The organism is Novosphingobium sp. TK71 (assembly GCF_055361505.1).
The window spans coordinates 124961-142161 of sequence record NZ_JBSZKA010000001.1; the positions used below are offsets into that span (position 1 = coordinate 124961).

17 protein-coding genes are annotated in these 17201 nt (G+C 60.0%); 6 read left to right on the forward strand and 11 right to left on the reverse strand.

The window, feature by feature from the left end:
• Positions 1-24: 24 nt before the first annotated feature.
• Positions 25-864 carry a TauD/TfdA dioxygenase family protein gene (locus ACXJ16_RS16905; RefSeq protein ID WP_463922698.1) on the forward strand — a complete coding sequence of 280 codons (840 nt, stop codon included), beginning with the start codon at positions 25-27 and terminating at the stop codon, positions 862-864.
• Positions 865-1174: 310 nt separating this feature from the next.
• On the opposite strand, the gene ACXJ16_RS16910 is transcribed toward ACXJ16_RS16905, so the two are convergent.
• From ACXJ16_RS16910 to ACXJ16_RS16935, 6 genes are all read right to left on the reverse strand, one after another.
• The gene (locus tag ACXJ16_RS16910; RefSeq protein WP_463922699.1) at positions 1175-1981 is read right to left on the reverse strand and encodes an SDR family NAD(P)-dependent oxidoreductase; all 807 of its coding nucleotides are present in this window, start codon (positions 1979-1981) and stop codon (positions 1175-1177) included.
• Positions 1982-2075: 94 nt separating this feature from the next.
• Positions 2076-2888 carry a sugar phosphate isomerase/epimerase family protein gene (locus ACXJ16_RS16915; protein ID WP_463922700.1) on the reverse strand — a complete coding sequence of 271 codons (813 nt, stop codon included), beginning with the start codon at positions 2886-2888 and terminating at the stop codon, positions 2076-2078.
• Between the two features lie 47 nt (positions 2889-2935).
• Positions 2936-3826 carry an SDR family NAD(P)-dependent oxidoreductase gene (locus tag ACXJ16_RS16920; protein WP_463922701.1) on the reverse strand — a complete coding sequence of 297 codons (891 nt, stop codon included), beginning with the start codon at positions 3824-3826 and terminating at the stop codon, positions 2936-2938.
• 44 nt (positions 3827-3870) lie between these two features.
• Positions 3871-5151: an MFS transporter gene (locus tag ACXJ16_RS16925; protein ID WP_463922702.1), complete on the reverse strand. Its 1281-nt coding sequence runs from the start codon at positions 5149-5151 to the stop codon at positions 3871-3873.
• Positions 5148-5915 (reverse strand): SDR family NAD(P)-dependent oxidoreductase, encoded by a 768-nt coding sequence (locus ACXJ16_RS16930; RefSeq protein ID WP_463922703.1) that lies wholly within the window; start codon positions 5913-5915, stop codon positions 5148-5150. The genes ACXJ16_RS16925 and ACXJ16_RS16930 overlap by 4 nt, the downstream gene beginning before the upstream one ends.
• Positions 5916-5974: 59 nt before the next feature.
• A complete protein-coding gene (locus tag ACXJ16_RS16935) occupies positions 5975-7426 on the reverse strand; it encodes an amidase (protein WP_463922704.1) in 1452 nt (483 codons plus the stop codon).
• A gap of 360 nt (positions 7427-7786) precedes the next feature.
• On the opposite strand from ACXJ16_RS16935, the gene ACXJ16_RS16940 reads away from it, so the two are divergent.
• The gene (locus ACXJ16_RS16940; protein ID WP_463922705.1) at positions 7787-8104 is read left to right on the forward strand and encodes a nuclear transport factor 2 family protein; all 318 of its coding nucleotides are present in this window, start codon (positions 7787-7789) and stop codon (positions 8102-8104) included.
• 833 nt (positions 8105-8937) lie between these two features.
• Positions 8938-9957 carry a zinc-dependent alcohol dehydrogenase family protein gene (locus ACXJ16_RS16945; protein ID WP_463922706.1) on the forward strand — a complete coding sequence of 340 codons (1020 nt, stop codon included), beginning with the start codon at positions 8938-8940 and terminating at the stop codon, positions 9955-9957.
• Between the two features lie 36 nt (positions 9958-9993).
• Here ACXJ16_RS16945 and ACXJ16_RS16950 read toward each other — a convergent pair whose 3' ends face one another.
• The 5 genes from ACXJ16_RS16950 to ACXJ16_RS16970 all read right to left on the reverse strand — a co-directional run bounded on the left by ACXJ16_RS16950 (position 9994) and on the right by ACXJ16_RS16970 (position 14724).
• Positions 9994-10809, reverse strand: a complete 816-nt coding sequence (locus ACXJ16_RS16950; RefSeq protein ID WP_463922707.1) for an SDR family NAD(P)-dependent oxidoreductase — start codon at positions 10807-10809, stop codon at positions 9994-9996.
• Positions 10810-10891: 82 nt separating this feature from the next.
• The gene (locus ACXJ16_RS16955; RefSeq protein ID WP_463922708.1) at positions 10892-11644 is read right to left on the reverse strand and encodes an SDR family NAD(P)-dependent oxidoreductase; all 753 of its coding nucleotides are present in this window, start codon (positions 11642-11644) and stop codon (positions 10892-10894) included.
• A 24-nt stretch (positions 11645-11668) separates the two neighbouring features.
• Positions 11669-12652 (reverse strand): aldo/keto reductase, encoded by a 984-nt coding sequence (locus ACXJ16_RS16960; protein WP_463923286.1) that lies wholly within the window; start codon positions 12650-12652, stop codon positions 11669-11671.
• Positions 12652-13767 carry an NADH:flavin oxidoreductase gene (locus ACXJ16_RS16965; protein WP_463922709.1) on the reverse strand — a complete coding sequence of 372 codons (1116 nt, stop codon included), beginning with the start codon at positions 13765-13767 and terminating at the stop codon, positions 12652-12654. The genes ACXJ16_RS16960 and ACXJ16_RS16965 overlap by 1 nt, the downstream gene beginning before the upstream one ends.
• A 144-nt stretch (positions 13768-13911) precedes the next feature.
• Positions 13912-14724 carry a TauD/TfdA dioxygenase family protein gene (locus tag ACXJ16_RS16970; RefSeq protein ID WP_463922710.1) on the reverse strand — a complete coding sequence of 271 codons (813 nt, stop codon included), beginning with the start codon at positions 14722-14724 and terminating at the stop codon, positions 13912-13914.
• Positions 14725-15021: 297 nt separating this feature from the next.
• Here ACXJ16_RS16970 and ACXJ16_RS16975 point away from each other — a divergent pair, with 297 nt between their 5' ends.
• From ACXJ16_RS16975 to ACXJ16_RS16985, 3 genes are all read left to right on the forward strand, one after another.
• Entirely contained in the window at positions 15022-15618 is a 597-nt protein-coding gene (locus tag ACXJ16_RS16975) for a TetR/AcrR family transcriptional regulator (protein WP_463922711.1), read from the forward strand.
• Between the two features lie 270 nt (positions 15619-15888).
• Entirely contained in the window at positions 15889-16173 is a 285-nt protein-coding gene (locus tag ACXJ16_RS16980; RefSeq protein ID WP_463922712.1) for an antibiotic biosynthesis monooxygenase family protein, read from the forward strand.
• A 73-nt stretch (positions 16174-16246) separates the two neighbouring features.
• On the forward strand, positions 16247-17137 hold the full coding sequence (locus ACXJ16_RS16985) for a TauD/TfdA dioxygenase family protein (protein WP_463922713.1): 891 nt from the start codon (positions 16247-16249) through the stop codon (positions 17135-17137).
• The last annotated feature ends 64 nt before the right edge of the window (positions 17138-17201 follow it).

Below are 17201 nucleotides of genomic sequence, written 5' to 3' on the forward strand. Positions count from 1 at the left end.
CTTCGCGAACAGGAACGAGAGATCATGCTCACAAAATCTCAAATCCGCATCAATCACGAAGCCATCAAGCCGAACATAGGCAGTTATGTCCTTAACGCGAAGCAAGAATTGCTAGGCGGCGAACTGGCGAGTGATATTCGTGAATTGCTCGAGCTTCGCGGTGTGCTGGTCTTTCCTGAGATCGGTTTCACCGATGAGGAACAGGTCGCATTCACAAGGACACTTGGCACATTCGCGCCGGAACGTGGCGATGGCCAGGGCGTCACAAAGATCACTCTGGATGCAAAAGAGAATCCGGCGGCGGCCGAATATCTCAAGGGCTCCCTCTACTGGCATATCGATGGCACCCGCAACGATGTGCCGATCCTTGCGTCGCTTTTGTCGTGCAAGGTTCCCGCGAGTTGGGGCGGAAATACCGGCTTCTGCAACACATATGCCGCGTATGAAGATCTGAGCGACGAAGACAAGGCTCGGTATGAGCAACTGCGCGTAATCCATGCGCCTTGGGCTTCGCTCTTTTATTATGAGCCCGAGCCGAGCCTCGCAAAACTCAAACTGATGCAGTCGATTGGTGAAAAGGAGTTGCCTCTGGTCTGGACGCACCGTTCTGGCCGCAAATCGCTGGTTCTGGGTTGTACCGCTCATCACGTCAAAGACGTCAGTGCCGAGGAGAGCGCGCAAATCATCGTAGGCCTGCGGGAATGGGCAACAAGTGAGCCATTCAGCTATAGTCATGAATGGAAGGTGGGCGACCTTGTCATTTGGGATAATAGCGGCACGATGCATAGGGCCGAACCCTATGATCCTGCGTGCGGCCGCATGATGTTGCGTACCAAGCTGGAGGGCGAAGAACCTTTCGAGTAGGGCCAATACGTTTCGAAATTCACGAGAGAAATGGATCACAACTGGCATGTCGATATCGACTGGCCTTGCGGCCATTTAAGCTGGAGCGATAAGTACCGTCACGAATAATCGATTTTGCGGGCTGTGGCGCCCCTTTTGTTACTCACTGACCAATGTTGAAAACATGCTCAGTGAGTAACATCGACCTATAAGCGTCGATACGCCACAGCGCTCGGATGGCGGGAGACCATTATTGCGCCTCGTGCGATCGAAAGATGGCCTCGCGATCTGAAATCGCAATGGATCATTGATGCCATGCCAAGGACAGCCATCAAATAAATCCCATGGCAGCCAATGCTCCACCATCAACTTTAATATCACAGCCACTAATATAGGATGCGCTTGGTGAGCACAGGAAATGTGCGACCGAAGCTATCTCTTCTCCAAGTCCAAGACGTCCGAGCGGAACTTCGGCAACCATGCTCGCAAGCCGCGTACTTGTTTCCAACTCACTTCGGGTCATGCCGGTATCTATGAAGCCAGGAGCGATCGACACTATACGAGCTTTCATCTTACCAAGCAAAATCGCTTCACGGGCCACCAGGGCGATGACTGCTCGCTTGGATAGCGGATAGGCGGCTTCAGGCGAGCTGGCTAGCGCCAGCGCGGGCTTTGGATCGCGATCGTTGACCAAAGACGCGATTGCGGCGGCTACGTCCTGCGAAGAAACCATATAAGCCGAACTTGATGAGATGAGGACGATGCATCCGCCTTCTGCCATCTTCGGGCGGGCCGCCTCGACCAGACGCTCCGTCGCAAAATAGTTCACCTCCATGATGCGTTCCCCATCGGCCATGCTTGGCGACAGGCCAGCCGTATGAATGAGTGCGTCGATAGTGCGGGTGCCAATAGCAGAGGCTAGGTGTAGGGAATAAGTGGGATCCGCGACATCGCCGACCAGCGTTTCCACGAGCGCTCCAGAGTCCCGCAGCGACTGGGCGAGCGCCTCCAGTCGATCCTGGAAAAGGTCGCAAAGCAGGAGTTCCCGCCCATCCTTTGCGAAGATCTGGGCGGTGGGCGAACCCATTCCGCCTGTAGCACCTGTTATAATCACCAAACCCACGCAATCCTCCTCCATCCATTGTATTGGCGGCCGGTGTCATTCAACAGACCGGCGGCTTTCAGTCCCGCATTTTTGCATTTGTATACGAACTATACGCCTTTCCAGATCGCTAAAGCGTCCGTGCTGCAGACAGGCACGCTGCAAGCCTTGCTTCATGCCCAACACCGGCCTTGGCCTGGGCCATCAGCGGCACTTCAAGGCCGACAGGACAGCCGTTTGGTAAAGCTGCTAGGAACGCGGTCAGAGGCAGTATGCCGTCCCCGGGGATTAGTCTTTCGTTTCGGGCATCGTGGAAATATCCGTCGTAAAAGCTCATATCCTTCGCATCGCAAAGCTGCGCATAGGTGATGAGGTCGGACTCCGCACCGCTCAATTCGTCGACTGTCCCGCCAGAGCAGAACCAATGCATAGCATCGACCAATATGCCGGCGTTGCTCGCTCCCGAAGCCCTGACCAAGGCGACTGCGGCCTGGAAGGAATCGACCGGTGTGCCGGGCATGAATTCCACTGTCACAGGTATGCCGCGCGCATCGGCCATTTCCGCAAGGGCGGCAAACTGGTCAATGTTACGAACGGCATCCGTATCCATTGCGCAGGCGTTGAGACGGGATGCGCCGAGGTCCGCCATCAGGTCGAAATCAGCTTCCGCATCTGAGATGTCGCGGCCGGGCAGGATAATAAAGCCTTCCCCAAGGCTGATGGTAACGGCGTGATCCGCCAAAGCCTGCTTCATGTCGCGAACCAGGGACGCATTGCCCCTGAAACTCCAGGTCGGTTCGCCCGGAAGCGGCCCAGTGACCGGCGCGGGAGCCATGCCGATATTGGGACAGCCAAGCTTACGGGCTAACGCGACGAATTCAGTCGGTTCCAGTCCAAGCACGCTGATCAATTCGATACCGAACGCCTCCTGCCAGTGTTTCACGGTGACTCTCCCATTTTGAGTTCTATTTGCGGTCAAGCAGTGAACCGTTAGCGCTGGAGGAGGCGCTCGCTTTCCGTCCAGAACCGCTCCAGCAGGGCTAGGTCGTCGACGAGCGGGTTCGGCGTGCGCGGCTGCCTCTGATGCCAGTACGTGCCACTATTCCGGCCGCCATCCTCGGATGTCGCCAACCAAATGATCGTGTCGGCCCCATCCGCTTCCGAGATCTTGGGCATGTCCTTCGTACGCTCCAGCGTCTCGGCTGGAACATAGGAGAAGAAGTTGGTCGCCACGGCGCCGGGATGGATCGAGTGGGCGACGATCCCGTCATCGGCCAGCCTCAGCGCCAGCGCGCGCGCAAGCAGGACATTGGCGAGCTTGCCGGTGCAATAGGCAGTACCGGGATTCCAATCCTCGAGATTTTCCAGATCGTCGAGATTGATCGTGGGAATGAACTCGCTGGCGTCGGACGCGACGTTGAGAATACGAACTGAATTTGAAGGCATAGCCTTTGCCGTTTTTCGCAGGAGTGGTAGCAGGCGCTGCGTCAACAGAAACGGACCCAGATGATTGCCCGCGAAGCTGGCCTCGTAGCCTTCACTGGTGATGACCAGCGCATTGGGCATTCCTCCCGCATTGTTGACGAGGATATCGATCCGGTCGGTCAGGGCTGCTATATCACGAGCGATTTGGTCGGCTTGCGCCATCACCGATAGATCCGCACGAAGCATTGTCACCTCGCCCCCAGCGCCCACAGCCCGGATCTCCGCTTCGGCTGTAGCCATGCGTTGGGAATCGCGCCCCGTTCCGATTACGTTCCAGCCTCGGCTGGCCAGCGCCTTCGCGGTTTCCTTGCCGATCCCGGAGCTGGCCCCCGTTACCACCGCAGTGCGTTTTCCTTCGAGCATGGTCGTGATCTTTCTAGAAGCGGCCGTGGCCATTCGTTTCCATGGTGCCCCTCTTTCACCGCAGCATCAATCGGGTGCTATATTGCATCTTGGTGTTCTGACGACGTCGTGACCTGAGCCGGAGACGGACGCGGAAGGCGCAATAAAAGAAGGCTACCGACAATCACCGATGTCGCACCGATTGTGAGGAACCAAACGAAGCTGCCGGTCAGGGCCAAAATCCACCCCAGAAGCAGTGCGCCCAATGACGTCGAAATAGCGGTCGCCGCGGTCATGAGGCCCATCACGCTACTGAACAGCCTTACTCCAAAGCTGCGGACGACGAGATAGGCGACAAGATCACCCTCCGCGCCGAAGGAAAGGCCAATCAGAAGGACTGAAAGCATCAGCACTGGAGCTGCGTCGAAGGGGGAAGCAATCAGATACAGCCCGATTGCTGGAAGGGAGAGGCTGCATGCAGCGATCAGATGAGGAGACCAGCGGTCCAATGCGATGCCGCAAGCGAACCGACCCAGAAGAACGCCAGCCGCGAAAAGGGAAATCATGAGCGACGCGCCGCCCGATGTCACCCCGTTGTCCAGTAGGAGTAACTTCATCTGCGTGAGGGCGAGGACGTTGGGCAGGTTGCACAGTAGCATCGTGGCGATCAAAACCCAGAAGGCTTCGTTACGCAGGATTTCTGCGTAGTCGATCTTGGCCGCGCCCCTCCTGACAGGCCTGTCGGTGCGTTTCGCCTCTGCAGGAAGCATCGAAATGGCCGCCACCCCTGCGACTGTGGAAAAGGCAGCTACGGCCAGATATCCCGCTCGCCAGCCATGCGCGATGACGAACTCGTTGAGAAGGGGCGCGCCAATAACGCCTGTCAGCGCGGGGCCTGAAGCCACGATGGCCAGTGCCAGGCCCCGGGCTCGTACGACATGCTGGACGACCGTCCTGCTGTAAACCGTCGCCGTTGTTGTTATGCAAAACACGGAATGGACGACATAAAGCGCGATGTAGATGCGGATGTCCCCGTTGAACAGTGCGAGCGCGAGAAAGACTAGTGGACCGCAGATGACGCCGATCATCGCCGTCTTCCGCACCCCGAGTAAGTCGGCGAGGCGCCCGACAACAGGCAAGGTTGCGACACTGATCAGGCCAAGGCTACCGATCATCGCGAAGGACGATTGCGACCATCCAAATGCCTGCAGCAATTGCGGTGCCATAATGCTGGTCACATAGCTGAGCATCGAAAGCCCCGAAGCCATTCCGATCAGTGCAGCTGTCAGTGGGCGCCATTGCTCCCGAAGCTCGGCAAGATAGGTCAGGTCTTGTCCGAAGCTTGTCGTAAGGCGCGGCGAGCGGTGGCGAACAGTCACACCCCCGCGGCCATGCCGCCAGTGACGCGCAGGATTTCTCCCGTGATGAAATTCGCGTGCCGCGAGGTCAGGAAGAGCATTGCGTCCACGATATGCGCTTCCTTGCCGTCGTCGCTGATCATCTGCATCGCCTTGATCCGCGCCTTGGTTTCGGGTGGCAGTTCAGCGGCGATCGTCTCGGTCAGCATGAGGCCGGGCGAGATTGCATTCACTCGTATCCCGTCAATTCCCAGTTCGCGGGCGAAAGTGATGGTGAGACCGGACACGGCAAGCTTGCTGTCGCCATATGCGGATCCACCCATATGTGCAGCGGAGGAGGAAATGTTGATGATGCTGGATCCCGTTCGCCCCTTCATGTGAGGCACAGCGGCCAGAGTGCAGGTGATGACGCCCATGACATTGACATCAAACAGCCGTCGTACCTTGGCGAGGCCGAGCGTCTGAATTGGCTGTCCATATTCCTTGCTGTGCAGCCCCGCATTGTTGATCAGGATGTCGATCCCACCGTGAAGGGCGGCTGCCTCTGCCATTACATGGGCCATACGGGCTTCCTCAGTTACATCACCCGCTACACCAGTCGCGGAAAAGCCAAGGCTGCGGATCTCCGCCGCCGCTGCTTCAGCCTCGGCGCCATCGACGTCGATCAGCACCGCATGAGCGCCTTCGCCGGCCAAGGCGTGCCCGAAAGCCTTGCCAAAGCCGCGTCCGCCGCCGGTGATAACCGCTGTCGTATTTGCGCGCGGAAGTGGAGTTTCACTGCTCAAGACTATTTCCTTACTCGCTTTGATTACTCGATCCTGGGCCAGGCCAGCGGCAATTTGGGTCATTCGATGCCGGATGGATGGGGCAGCGATGGCAGCGCCCTTTCGATGGTTCTGGCAACGCGCAATATTGTCCCCTCATCGCCTACGCGGCCGATAATCTGGAAACCTGCCGGCATGCCGTGGACCAGACCACATGGCACCGTAATCGCGGGACGCCCCGTAGCGTTAGCGATGAATGTGAAATGTGTGCCCGAATAGCTGTCAGGGTAGGGATGGGCCCATCCGTGCGGCACGCGTGGCGCAACCGTTGCGGTCGTAGGAGAGCAAAGGACATCGCAAGTCGCAAAGATCTGATCCATCGTCTCTCGCAGTTCGCCGAGGGAAGGCTGCACGGCCTCACGGTTCATATAGGCGGCAATCAACTTTTGTGGCGGCGACAAGAGGTGGGTCCACCGCTGAACCCACTGCATGACAGGCGGCGCTGAGAAATAGCTTTCCAACCTGCCGCTGGCCGCCGCAATATCTGCCTCGGGAAAGCCGGTCTTGGGTAAATCGCCGAAGCCTGCAGGGTCCGTCTTCGCCCATGTTTCTGCGGCTTCGCTCACGGCCGCCATAAGCGCGCCGCTGCCCCATGGATGGGGGATTATGCTATCCAGTGGTTCGATTATGGCTCCACCCGCGATGAGTGGGTCCAATGCTTTCTGGGCGGACAAGACGATGTCAGGGTGGACATCTATCCGGCCAAAATCCGGCGACCAGGCAACCCGCATTCCATCCAACGGGCCCTCGATGCCGGACAGGATATCTGGAGAGGGGCCGTCCAGCGAAGCAGGCACGTCAGGATCAAAGCCGGCGATGGTCTGTTGCAGTAAAGCGACGTCGCTGACCGTTCTGGCCATCGGCCCGGCACTGCTCATCGGGCTGCAAAGAAAACTGCCATAGTCGGGCACCCGGCCGATCGTCGGCAACAACCCCACCAGCCCGCAGAACGCTGAAGGAAGCCTCACCGAACCGCCGCCATCGGTTCCGATGGCAAGAGGCGCCATGCCGGACGCAACGGCGACTGCCGATCCTCCGCTAGACGCGCCCGGAATGCGATCAGTGTCCCAAGGATTAAGTGACTCCCCGCCGACGTAGGATTTTGATCGCGGCCATGAGGTGAACTCGGGTAAGTTCGTCTTGCCGAGGATGATGGCGCCGGCAGCGCGCAGTCGCCTGGCGACGGTGCCGTCGCGCGACGGGACAAAATTCGCGAAGATCAGAGAGCCAGCAGTAGCAGGCATGCCCGCCACCCAAAGATCGTCTTTGAGCGCAATCGGGATGCCGTGTAGCGGGCCGACCGGTGCACCATCTTGCATCGCTTCGTCGGCGCCGCGCGCTGCCGCAACCGCACCAGCACGATCGACAAAGGTAAAAGCACGCAATCGGCCGTCCAACTTGTCGATCCTGCCGATACAGGCTTCGACCACGGCGAGACACGATACTTGTCTACGTGCGATCAGGTCCCGCAATGTGATAGCGGACTCCCAGATCAAACTGTTCGACAAATTACCCACCTCCCCAAATGTTACTTTCGACTGCGATCGATCGGGCTCGATCTCCTCAACTATCGGACCTTAGAGGCGCGTTCGTAAGCCAAGCCATTCCTTAGAATTGTCCAAAACAGTCAGAGTTTCGCATTTTTGCCCTAATCAGACGAGAAGCGGCGCATTCTATGGTCGAGCCAGCAGTTTTCCGGTTTGTGTCGGGACGCAATCGGGCCAAGCTAGGACCAACTTGGAAACGGCACCGGTCCAACCGTGAGGGCTGAAGCCCGTCGGCGAATTTTAAGACCTGCCAGGCAAGGGGAAATCACAGTGGTAATGAGGACCGTGGCCGACCGATATTTTGCTGCAGTGCGAGCTCGGGATATCGAAGCCTGGATTGCTCTGTTCGCCGAGCATGCCATTTACAATCTACCCGACAACCGAAATTTCCAGGGGAAAGACGCAATCCGAGAGTTTCAGCTCTCGGTGTTCGCATCCGGCTCTCCCAGTCCTAGCCCGACTGCCTATATCGTCGGGGAAAATGCTATTGCTGTCGAGATTGAAGCAACGCTTCCCGATGGCACGGTCCGTAACACCGCGAACCATTTTCACTTCGACAATAACGGCAAGATAGCGAGACTGACCATTTTCAGAAAAGTCTGACAAAGTGATCGGAGCAATTGTGATGATCGAGAGAGCCGGATAGGCCGACGCAATCGGATCGAGGCGTTGAGCATGACAAGAAGTTCTCGCAAGACAGCAGTGAAATCTATCCTTGGCGCCTTGCCCTGCGCGCGCATTCTGACGCATAGCAAGGTGGGGCTGTGATGCGGCGTCATCACTGGGTTCCAGGTTCGGGCAGTTCGCCCCGCAGGGTGGGGACCGATGCCAGGTACGGCGATGAAAAGGCGGCTTGTGGCATCATAATGGCTCCTGTCCATGGCGTTCGGGATCGCAGTCCCGAGCAACTGTTCGGAAGTGTGACCAACGCGAAAGGGCCCTTGCTCCCTGTCGCGCTCCGCACCCTCGGGGGATGGGCTCCCTTCAGCAAGCACCTCGTCCCACCTTCGTCAGGCGTTGGTTCATGCATCATCGCGGGCTGACTATGGGATTGGTCCATGTCCCTTTTGCGATCGCGGGCATGCCCCTGCTGAGCAAACGCGCGCTAACACTCGAGCACGGCCATGTGACATACTTGACGCTCGCGAGGACTGTCGCCGTCTTCGTTTTCCTGCACTAACGGCCCGCGATCATTCAGCCCGCAGAACGCAACAGACAAGAGGGAGGACGGGGAACGGCCATTGGAACGGAACCTGCAGCAAATGGCCGTCTAGGCTCTTGGAAGCGACCACAAGTTAATCTACGTCGGCATCAGAATAAAGGACGCCGGGCAGCATCGTGATGCGTTCGAGAGCTGCGACTCAAACCACCCCCCTCAGTATCGTTCTGTGATGGTGTCGAGATGTTGCTGTGATGTTCTCGCAGCCGCTCATTCTTTGCGCGAAGGGATCATTATGAAGGCCTATGTAGCAACCGGAACTGCGGCGGATGCACTGCGGATCGAGAACCTGCCTGCCCCCGATGCTCTGTCGCAAGGAGAGATCAGGATCGCCATGCGAGCCGCGTCGGTCAATTATCGCGACACGGTCATGCTGGCGGGCACGTTCGGGGCGCCCGACCGGATGATCCCGTGCTCCGACGGCGCCGGCGAGGTGATCGAGGCGAACGGCAATAGCCGCTTCAAGGTCGGTGATCGCGTATCCCTGATCTTCAATCCCGACTGGATCGGCGGCGACTTCACGCTTTCCGCAGGATCGGTCGGACGCGGTAGCAACGTGATACCCGGTACGATGCAGGAGGAGATCGTCGTCCACAGCTCGGAGGCGGTGTCGATACCCGCTCACCTGAGCTTCGAAGAGGCCGCCTGCTATCCCTGCGCCGGCGTGACCGCCTGGCACGCATTGACGGCGGGCGCACCGCTGCAGCCGGGCATGACCGTGCTGCTCCAAGGGGGCGGCGGCGTCTCGACCCTGGCCCTGCAGTTCGCGAAGATGTTCGGTGCGCGGGTCATCATGATTTCCTCTAGCCCCGAGCGGTGCGCGCAACTGCGCGATTTGGGCGCGGACGAGACGATTGACTATAATGCCCGGCCCGATTGGGACGATGCGGTGCGCGCGCTGACGGGCGGCCAAGGCGTCGACCTGACCGTCGAGGTCGGCGGCGCGGCAACGATCGACCGATCCCTCCGCGCAACCCGCACGGCCGGTCGACTCGCGCTGGTCGGCCTGCTGACCGGCCGCGCCAATGCCGTACAATCGCTGGCGACGTCGGGCGTATCGATCTTCCCGACCAAGGTCGGCAGCCGACAGGATTATGAAGCGCTGAACCGCGCTGTCGCCTTCCACCGATCACGTCCCGTGATCGCTGCCCAGTACGGTTTCGATGCGCTTCAGGAAGCGTTGGACTACCTTCGCTCCGGCCGGCAGTTCGGTAAGATCGTGCTGTCTTTCAGCTGAGGGAAGGGTAGGAGCACAGGCCGAGGCTGGCGGCGTTCACAACAAGGCCCCGCCGTCGATGCAATGCACCTTGCCGGTGACGAACGCTGCCTGTTCGGACGCGAGATAGACGACCGCCGCCGCGATCTCCGAGGGCTTGGCAAAGTTGCGCGGCAGCACGCCAGTGCGCAGCAGCTTGCCCTTGAGATCGTCGCGCCCCAGCGTCTCGTCGTGCGCGAAAATCCCTTCGGGATGGAAGCGGCTGCCGCTGCTGATGTGCGACGGATCCTCCGGGAAGGTCGCATAAGGCGCGACGCAGTTGACCGTGATGTTCTGCGCGCCGACCTCCAGCGCGAGCACGCGGGTGAAGGCATGCACCGCGCCCTTTGCGGCCGAGTAGACGCCCAGCATGTAGTCACCGACCTCACCGGCGGTCGAGCCGATGTTGATGATCCGGCCCGCCTGGCGCGACAGCATGTGTGGCAATGCCGCATGGGTGCAAAGCAGGGTCGATTTCAGATTGAGGTCGATATCGGCCTGCCACTCGTCGGGATCGGAATCGGCGAACAGACCGAACTTGCCGGTGTTGCCGCCGACGTTGTTGACCAGAACCTCTACCAGGCCGAGCCGTTCGCTCACCGCTGCGACCATCGCCTCGACGGCATTGCGATCAGTCATGTCTGCGGCAAAAAAGATCGCGTCGGCTGCGCCGGCGGCTCGTGCCAAGCCGGCGATCTCCTCACCTTTGGCCTGATCGCGACCTACCAGCGCCAATGACGATCCCTCTCCCGCAAAGGCCAGCGCGATGGCTCTGCCGATGTTGGCCGTCGCGCCTGTGACGACAACAACCTTCCTAGCCAGCCCACTCTCCATGGCGTTTCCTCTTCGTTGATGCGTTCATCGTTGGGCGATGGATCATCGACCGCTCAGAATTCCCCGGCCTACGTCATCCCGCTCAGATATAACGGCCGCCGTTAACGCCGATGATCTGACCCGTGACATAGCCCGCCTCGTCGGAGGCGAGGTAGGCCGCAGCGCCGGCAATATCCTCGGGCTCACCGTGACGGCGGATCGGGCCGGCCTGGATCATCGGCTCGAACTTGTCCTTCATCTCCGGCAGATCGAACGAGTAGTTCGACATGGTTGTATTGTGGACGAAGCGGGGCGGGATCGTATTGCAGGTGATGCCCTGCGGCCCGAACTCCTGCGCCAGCGTCTTGGTAAGCGCGATCATACCTCCCTTCGACGACGAATAATGCGCCATATGCGCGGCGCCCGATTGGGCGCTGGACGACGAGATGTTGATGATCCGCCCCCAGCCGGCCGCCATCATGTCGGGGAGCACGATTTGGGTGACGATGAATGTGCCCTTGAGGTTGATCGCCAGCATGCGGTCCCAATCCTCGTCGGTGAGATCGAGGAAAGGCTTGAAGCCTGTGATGCCGGCATTGTTGACGACGATAGTGACGGGGCCGAACGCCTCACGCAGCGTCGCTACCGCTGCTTCCACCGCGCCGCGATCGGCGATGCTGGCCTTGAGTGCCAAAGCCTCGCCTCCAGCCGCCTTGATCTCTTCGGCGACGCTTTTGGCATCGTCGATCAGGATGTCGAGCACGCCGGTCGCGATCCCGTCGCGCGCAAGCCGCCGTGCGATCGCCGCGCCGATGCCGGCGGCCGCCCCCGTCACCAATGCTACCTTGCGTGCCATCTGCGTCTCTCCCAATCGTGTTCGTTAGTGCTCGATCAAAGACTGGCCGCCAGCATCGTAGCGGTTGCCCGCCACCGCCCCAGGCGGCATCAGCCGGTCGATCTCGGCCATATCATCGGCCGACAGGCTGATGCCGGCGGCGGCGACATTCTCCTCAAGCCGATGCAGCTTGGTCGTTCCCGGTAGCGGCACCACGTCCGGGCCGCGATGGAGCAGCCAGGCCAGCGAGAGTTGCGCCACGGTGCAACCCTTGGCCATCGCGAACGCGGCGAGCGCGTCGACCATCGCCTGGTTGCGGATGAGCGCCTCGCCCTGCCAGCGGGGCTGCGAGCGGCGATAGTCATTGTCGCCGATGTTGGGCGCGGCGCCTGCGAGGAAGCCCCGACCCAGTGGGCTATAGGCGACGAACCCGATCCCCAGCTCGCGGCAGGCGGGCAGGATGGCTGCTTCCGGGTCTCGCGACCACAAGGAATATTCGGTCTGCACCGCCGTTACCGGGAAGGCCGCGTGCGCCCGCCGGATCGTGTCCTCGCCCGCCTCGGACAGGCCAAAATGGCGGACCTTGCCGGCCTGAACCAGATCACCGACGGCGCCGGCGACCTCTTCAATCGGCACCGCGGGATCAACGCGGTGCTGGTAAAACAGGTCGATCGTCTCGATGCCGAGCCGGAGGAGCGATGCGTCGCAGACCTCGCGGATATGCTCCGGGCGGCTGTCGAGCCCGAGCGGACGGGTTTCGCCGGGTTTGATGCGGAAGCCAAACTTGGTGGCGATGATAACCCGGTCGCGCGCGGGCCGAAGCGCCTCGCCGACCAGCATCTCATTGGTGAAGGGGCCGTACATCTCGGCGGTGTCGAACAGCGTGACGCCGATCTCGACCGCGCGTCGCAGAAGTCGTTCGCCTTCTGCTTGGGATGGGGCGCTTCCATATCCCATGCTGAGGTTCATGCAGCCAAGCCCGATAGGTGCGACCTCAAGTCCCCCGAGCTTCCGGGCGCTGGGCAGCATCACGCGAAGCTGCCCAGTGCGGACGCCTCGAACGGAAGTAATTCGCCCTGCCGACCCGATCGCACCTTGGCGGCCCAATCAGGATCGGTGATCAGCGCGCGGCCGACGGCAACCAGGTCGAACTCGCCCCGCTCCATCCGGTCGACGAGTCCGTCCAGGCTGGTCGGCTCGGAGCGCTCGCCCGAAAACACGTCGACAAAGTCTCCCGACAAGCCGACCGACCCCACGCTGATCGTGGCCGCGCCCGTGAGTTTCTTCGCCCATCCGGCGAAGTTCAGCCCGGCCGCGCCGTCGACTTCCGGGAATTCCGGCATCCAGAACCGCCGTTGCGAGCAATGCAGAATGTCGACGCCCGCCTCCACCAGCGGGAGCAGCCAATCGGCCATCAGCTCCGGTGTCTCGGCGAGCCGAACCGCATAGTCTTGTTGCTTCCACTGGCTGACCCGCAGGATGATCGGATAATCGGACCCGACCGCAGCGCGCATCGCCGCAACGACCTCGGACGCGTAGCGCGATCGCTCGCGCAAGGTCGCTCCACCGTAAAGATCGCTTCTCGAATTGGTCCCGCTCCAGAAGAACTGGTCGATCAGATATCCGTGCGCGCCGTGGGCTTCGATCGCGTCGAAGCGGAGGCGTTTCGCCTCTTGCGCCGCTCGCGCCCAAGCGCTGATCGAGTCCGAGATATCTTCGTCGCTCATCGCGACGCCACGCGGCTCGCCCGGCGCTTGTAGCCCTGATGGACTTTCCACCGGTGCGTCAGGGCGCCAGTCGGTCGTTTTGCTTTCGACGGGTCCCGAATGCCATAGCTGCGGTGCCATCTTGCCGCCCGCGCCGTGGACCGCGTCGATGACCTCTTGCCAGCCTGCCAGCGCTGGACCGTGGAAAAAAGGAATGCCGGGCTCGTTACGCGAGGCCGGCCGATCGATCACCGTGCCTTCCGACAGGATCAGGCCGATCTCGCCTTCTGCGCGGCGTCGGTAGTAATCGATATGCGCCGGACCAGGCAGCCCTCCGTCAGCGAAGCCACGGGTCATCGGAGCCATGACGATGCGGTTGCGCAGCGTCAGCGACCTCAGCGCGAAAGGTTCGAACAGGATATCGGTATTCCGTGCCATCGGGCTTCCTTTCGACCGGGATTTTTTTCGCCGATGCCGCCGGCCAGACGACGATCAGACCTGCAACGCTTGGTGGCCAAGGATCAAATCAGAACAGGACGTCGGCATCCCGTCAATGACGACCTTGGCAATGAAAGCGCGGGTTCAAACCAACGGTTCCTCGCCCACCAATGTCGTACGATGGAGAACGCGCCCCGAGGCTGGCGGGTAGTAGGACACACGGTGAATCACCCCGGTGTTGTCCCACATGAGCGAGTCGCCCAACTGCCAGTCGTGCTTGTAGACATATTGAGGTTGCGTCGCCCATTCCTGCAGCGTCCGGAGCAGCATCTTTCCCTCGACGTCATCCATGCCCTCGATGCTGGTCGCGGACATGCCGAGTACCAAAGACTTGCGGCCGGACCGATGGTTCCAGACGAGCGGCTGCGTCCTCGGCGGCATGGTCCGCCAGCGCTCTACCTGCTCATCCGTCGGATACGGAAAGATGAGACGCTGGATTGTTTCCTGACGGTGAACGACACGGAGCTTCGCAAAGCGTTGTTTGTCGTCCTCGGACAGGTCATCATACGACGCATAGGTATTTGCGAACTCGGTTTGTCCGCCAGTCTCGGAAAGTTTTCGTGCCGTGAGCATGGAAGCACGCGTCGGAAGCTCGTCGGTCGAGCCATCGAAATGCCAGCCGAACGCTCCAAACAGCAGATCGGCGGTCGCGTTCTTCTTCTGGTCGAGCGAGATCTTATAAAAGCCATCCTCGCCTTGTCGAAAGATTTCACCGAGCGTTTCCGAAAGCGCCCAATGCTCTGCATCGGAGAGGTTCATGCCGCGAAACAGAATCACCCCTCGCTGCTCGAGAAGTTCGCGAATTCTCTCGGAATATGCGCCGCTGATCAGGCCCTCACGATCGGCCTCGATCCTCGTGCCGATGCGCGGTGTAAGGTCGATCGTTTCAAATGTCACAGGTCTCTCCCAAATTGCCTCGTCGCGGAGCGCCATAGGCCGTACGCTGGAAGCAAGTACGTGATGTTGACCGATCGGATAGCATCGCACCGTTTAGAGTGTCAATCGGGGACGTCCTCGTCCCGAGTTTAGACGATATTGGAGGCGAGCCGAGGAATAGATGAGGGCGTTTGTCGCGATGTTCTGGGCCGTGGTGAGCCCATCAGACCTGCGTGGCGCCAACGCGAGCAGTGATCGCCGACTTTTCATTAGGCGGATATTTTGCAATCCTGTGGTAGATGAGGGGCATACGGTAGAATGACATCTAAGAGAAGGATCGGTGCGGAGGGATCAAAGCAACGCACTGTACTTATGGACGCGGCGGAAGCGATTCTGTGCGACGAAGGCTATGCCGGAATTTCCGCGCGCAATGTCGCGGAGCGGGCAGGTCTGACCAAGCAACTGCTCTATTACTATTACAGGACAATGGACGATCTCATCCTCGATCTGGTACGTCGGATCAATGAGCGACGATTGGAGGGCTTCAAGGAAGCTTTGAAATCGGCTGACCCTTTAAAGACGCTATGGTCGCTCGCTATGACAAGCTCTGGTGGAATCCTCGCGATGGAGTTGTCAGCTATTGCAGGACATCGCGAGGCGATCCGGCTCGAGATCATTTCTTCTGCCCAGAAATTCAGGGCGCTTCAAATTGAGGCAGTCTCAAAGATGGTCGGCCCGGGCAAGAGTGACCAAGTCCCAATCGCTGGCATGGTCATGATTGCGGCCGCGCTCGGCCGGATTATTCCATCGGAGGCCGCGCTGGGGCTTTCTGAGGCGCATGCCGAGGCAATCGCCATCGTCGAAGACATGCTTGAACAGCTATCGAAGCAGATCGACACGTCCCCATCGCGTTAATTTGCGATACATTGACTCCGAACGGTTGCAGCGCTATCCAATCGGTCAGCATCAAGTTATGTAACGGTTTGGTATGCGGCGCTCCGACCGTTGTAGAGAGGTGATACGCGACGCCCCAGGCAACGCGTTGGCAGGGGCACGGCTGTCCGCTGGAAGGCTTTCCGCGGCCTTGGCGGCAGGGTGTCGAACTGATCGCAAACTCGATAAATGGCAATTATCTCAAGCTCGATGCTGACCGAAAAATAATAGGCTTTTTGAGAGGAGAACGGCATGCTGACGGAGCGATCTGAACTGACGGTCAGGGCGGGCACCGAAGACGATTTTGGCACTGCGCTCAAGGATAAGGCCGTCCCGCTGTTGGAAAGCGTGGACGGGGTGCTGTCGGTCAAGGCCGGTCGTGGGGTCGAGAACCCTTCGAAGTTCATCATGCTCGTCGAGTGGGCATCCATGGATGCACACACCGCCTATAGCCAGACGCCAAAGTCGACCGAGCTTCGCGGGATCATGGGTCCCTTCGTGACGGGCGGCGCAATGGAGCATTTCGAGATCGCGTAGCGATCGCGTTCGGGTTGCTGCCTCGGACGCGCCGATATGGTCGTCGAAAACATAATCGGATGAGGATCTTACTATGAAAATCACGTTCGAGAACATCAAGCCCCATGTTGGCTGCATCGTCGCCGTCGCCAAGGATGATCTGTGCGATCCGGAGGTCGTCGAGGCGATCAACGACGCTCTTGAAAAGCGGACCGTTCTGGTATTCCCTGAGATGGGACTGACGGACGAAGAGCAACTCGCTTTCACGGACGCTCTCGGTAATCGGGTGACGTTCACTGAAAAGGCGCCCGGACATGATCTGCCCGCGAAGGACATCTATCAGATCACGCTCGACCGTAAGCTGAACAAGGAGCCCGATTACGTCCTTGGTACCTTCTGGTGGCATATCGACGGCGTCACAATGGACCTGCCGCTGCCGAAGACCACCTTGCTTACCGCGCGCTCTGTCGCTGCAAGCGGCGGTGCGACCGAGTTCGCCAACCTCTATGCGGCTTACGAGCAGTTACCAGATGATGAGAAACGGGCACTAGACGGGCTGGATGTCATTCATCATACCGAGGCGAGTGTCCGGCCGGTCTTCGGCGTGCCGAGCCAACAGCGCATCGATCGCTATCGTTCTATGGCCGCTGCGATGGAGCGGCCGCTGGTATGGACCCATGACGATGGCCGCAAATCGCTGCTGGTAGGAACCCATGCCGACGGCGTGATCGGCATGCCCGGACCGCACGGCCGCTCGCTTCTGTGCCGGTTGCAGCAATGGGCGGCGCAGCCGGATTTCGTTTATACGCACCACTGGAAGCTCGGAGATCTCGTCGTGTCCAACAATCACGGGTCGATGCATCGGGTCGAACCCTATACGGACGAAACCCGATCGATGCACCGCACGACGATCGCCGGCACGGCCGAGCCCGGGCAGGTCGCGCCCATGGAAGTGGTCGACAAAATTCTTGAGCCGGTGATCTGATCGGACGCAGGTCGGCTCGTCGCGCGAGCCGGCCCTAGTTTCGGTTTTGATCCGGCAGTTGCGC

Excerpts from the sequence above, each read along its gene's own strand:
- ACXJ16_RS16905 (WP_463922698.1), top strand. The coding sequence starts at position 25 with ATGCTCACAAAATCTCAAATCCGCATCAATCACGAAGCCATCAAGCCG.
- ACXJ16_RS16910 (WP_463922699.1), bottom strand. The coding sequence starts at position 1,981 with ATGGAGGAGGATTGCGTGGGTTTGGTGATTATAACAGGTGCTACAGGC.
- ACXJ16_RS16920 (WP_463922701.1), bottom strand. The coding sequence starts at position 3,826 with ATGGCCACGGCCGCTTCTAGAAAGATCACGACCATGCTCGAAGGAAAA.
- ACXJ16_RS16950 (WP_463922707.1), bottom strand. The coding sequence starts at position 10,809 with ATGGAGAGTGGGCTGGCTAGGAAGGTTGTTGTCGTCACAGGCGCGACG.
- ACXJ16_RS16955 (WP_463922708.1), bottom strand. The coding sequence starts at position 11,644 with ATGGCACGCAAGGTAGCATTGGTGACGGGGGCGGCCGCCGGCATCGGC.
- ACXJ16_RS16960 (WP_463923286.1), bottom strand. The coding sequence starts at position 12,652 with ATGCTGCCCAGCGCCCGGAAGCTCGGGGGACTTGAGGTCGCACCTATC.
- ACXJ16_RS16965 (WP_463922709.1), bottom strand. The coding sequence starts at position 13,767 with ATGGCACGGAATACCGATATCCTGTTCGAACCTTTCGCGCTGAGGTCG.
- ACXJ16_RS16975 (WP_463922711.1), top strand. The coding sequence starts at position 15,022 with ATGACATCTAAGAGAAGGATCGGTGCGGAGGGATCAAAGCAACGCACT.
- ACXJ16_RS16980 (WP_463922712.1), top strand. The coding sequence starts at position 15,889 with ATGCTGACGGAGCGATCTGAACTGACGGTCAGGGCGGGCACCGAAGAC.
- ACXJ16_RS16985 (WP_463922713.1), top strand. The coding sequence starts at position 16,247 with ATGAAAATCACGTTCGAGAACATCAAGCCCCATGTTGGCTGCATCGTC.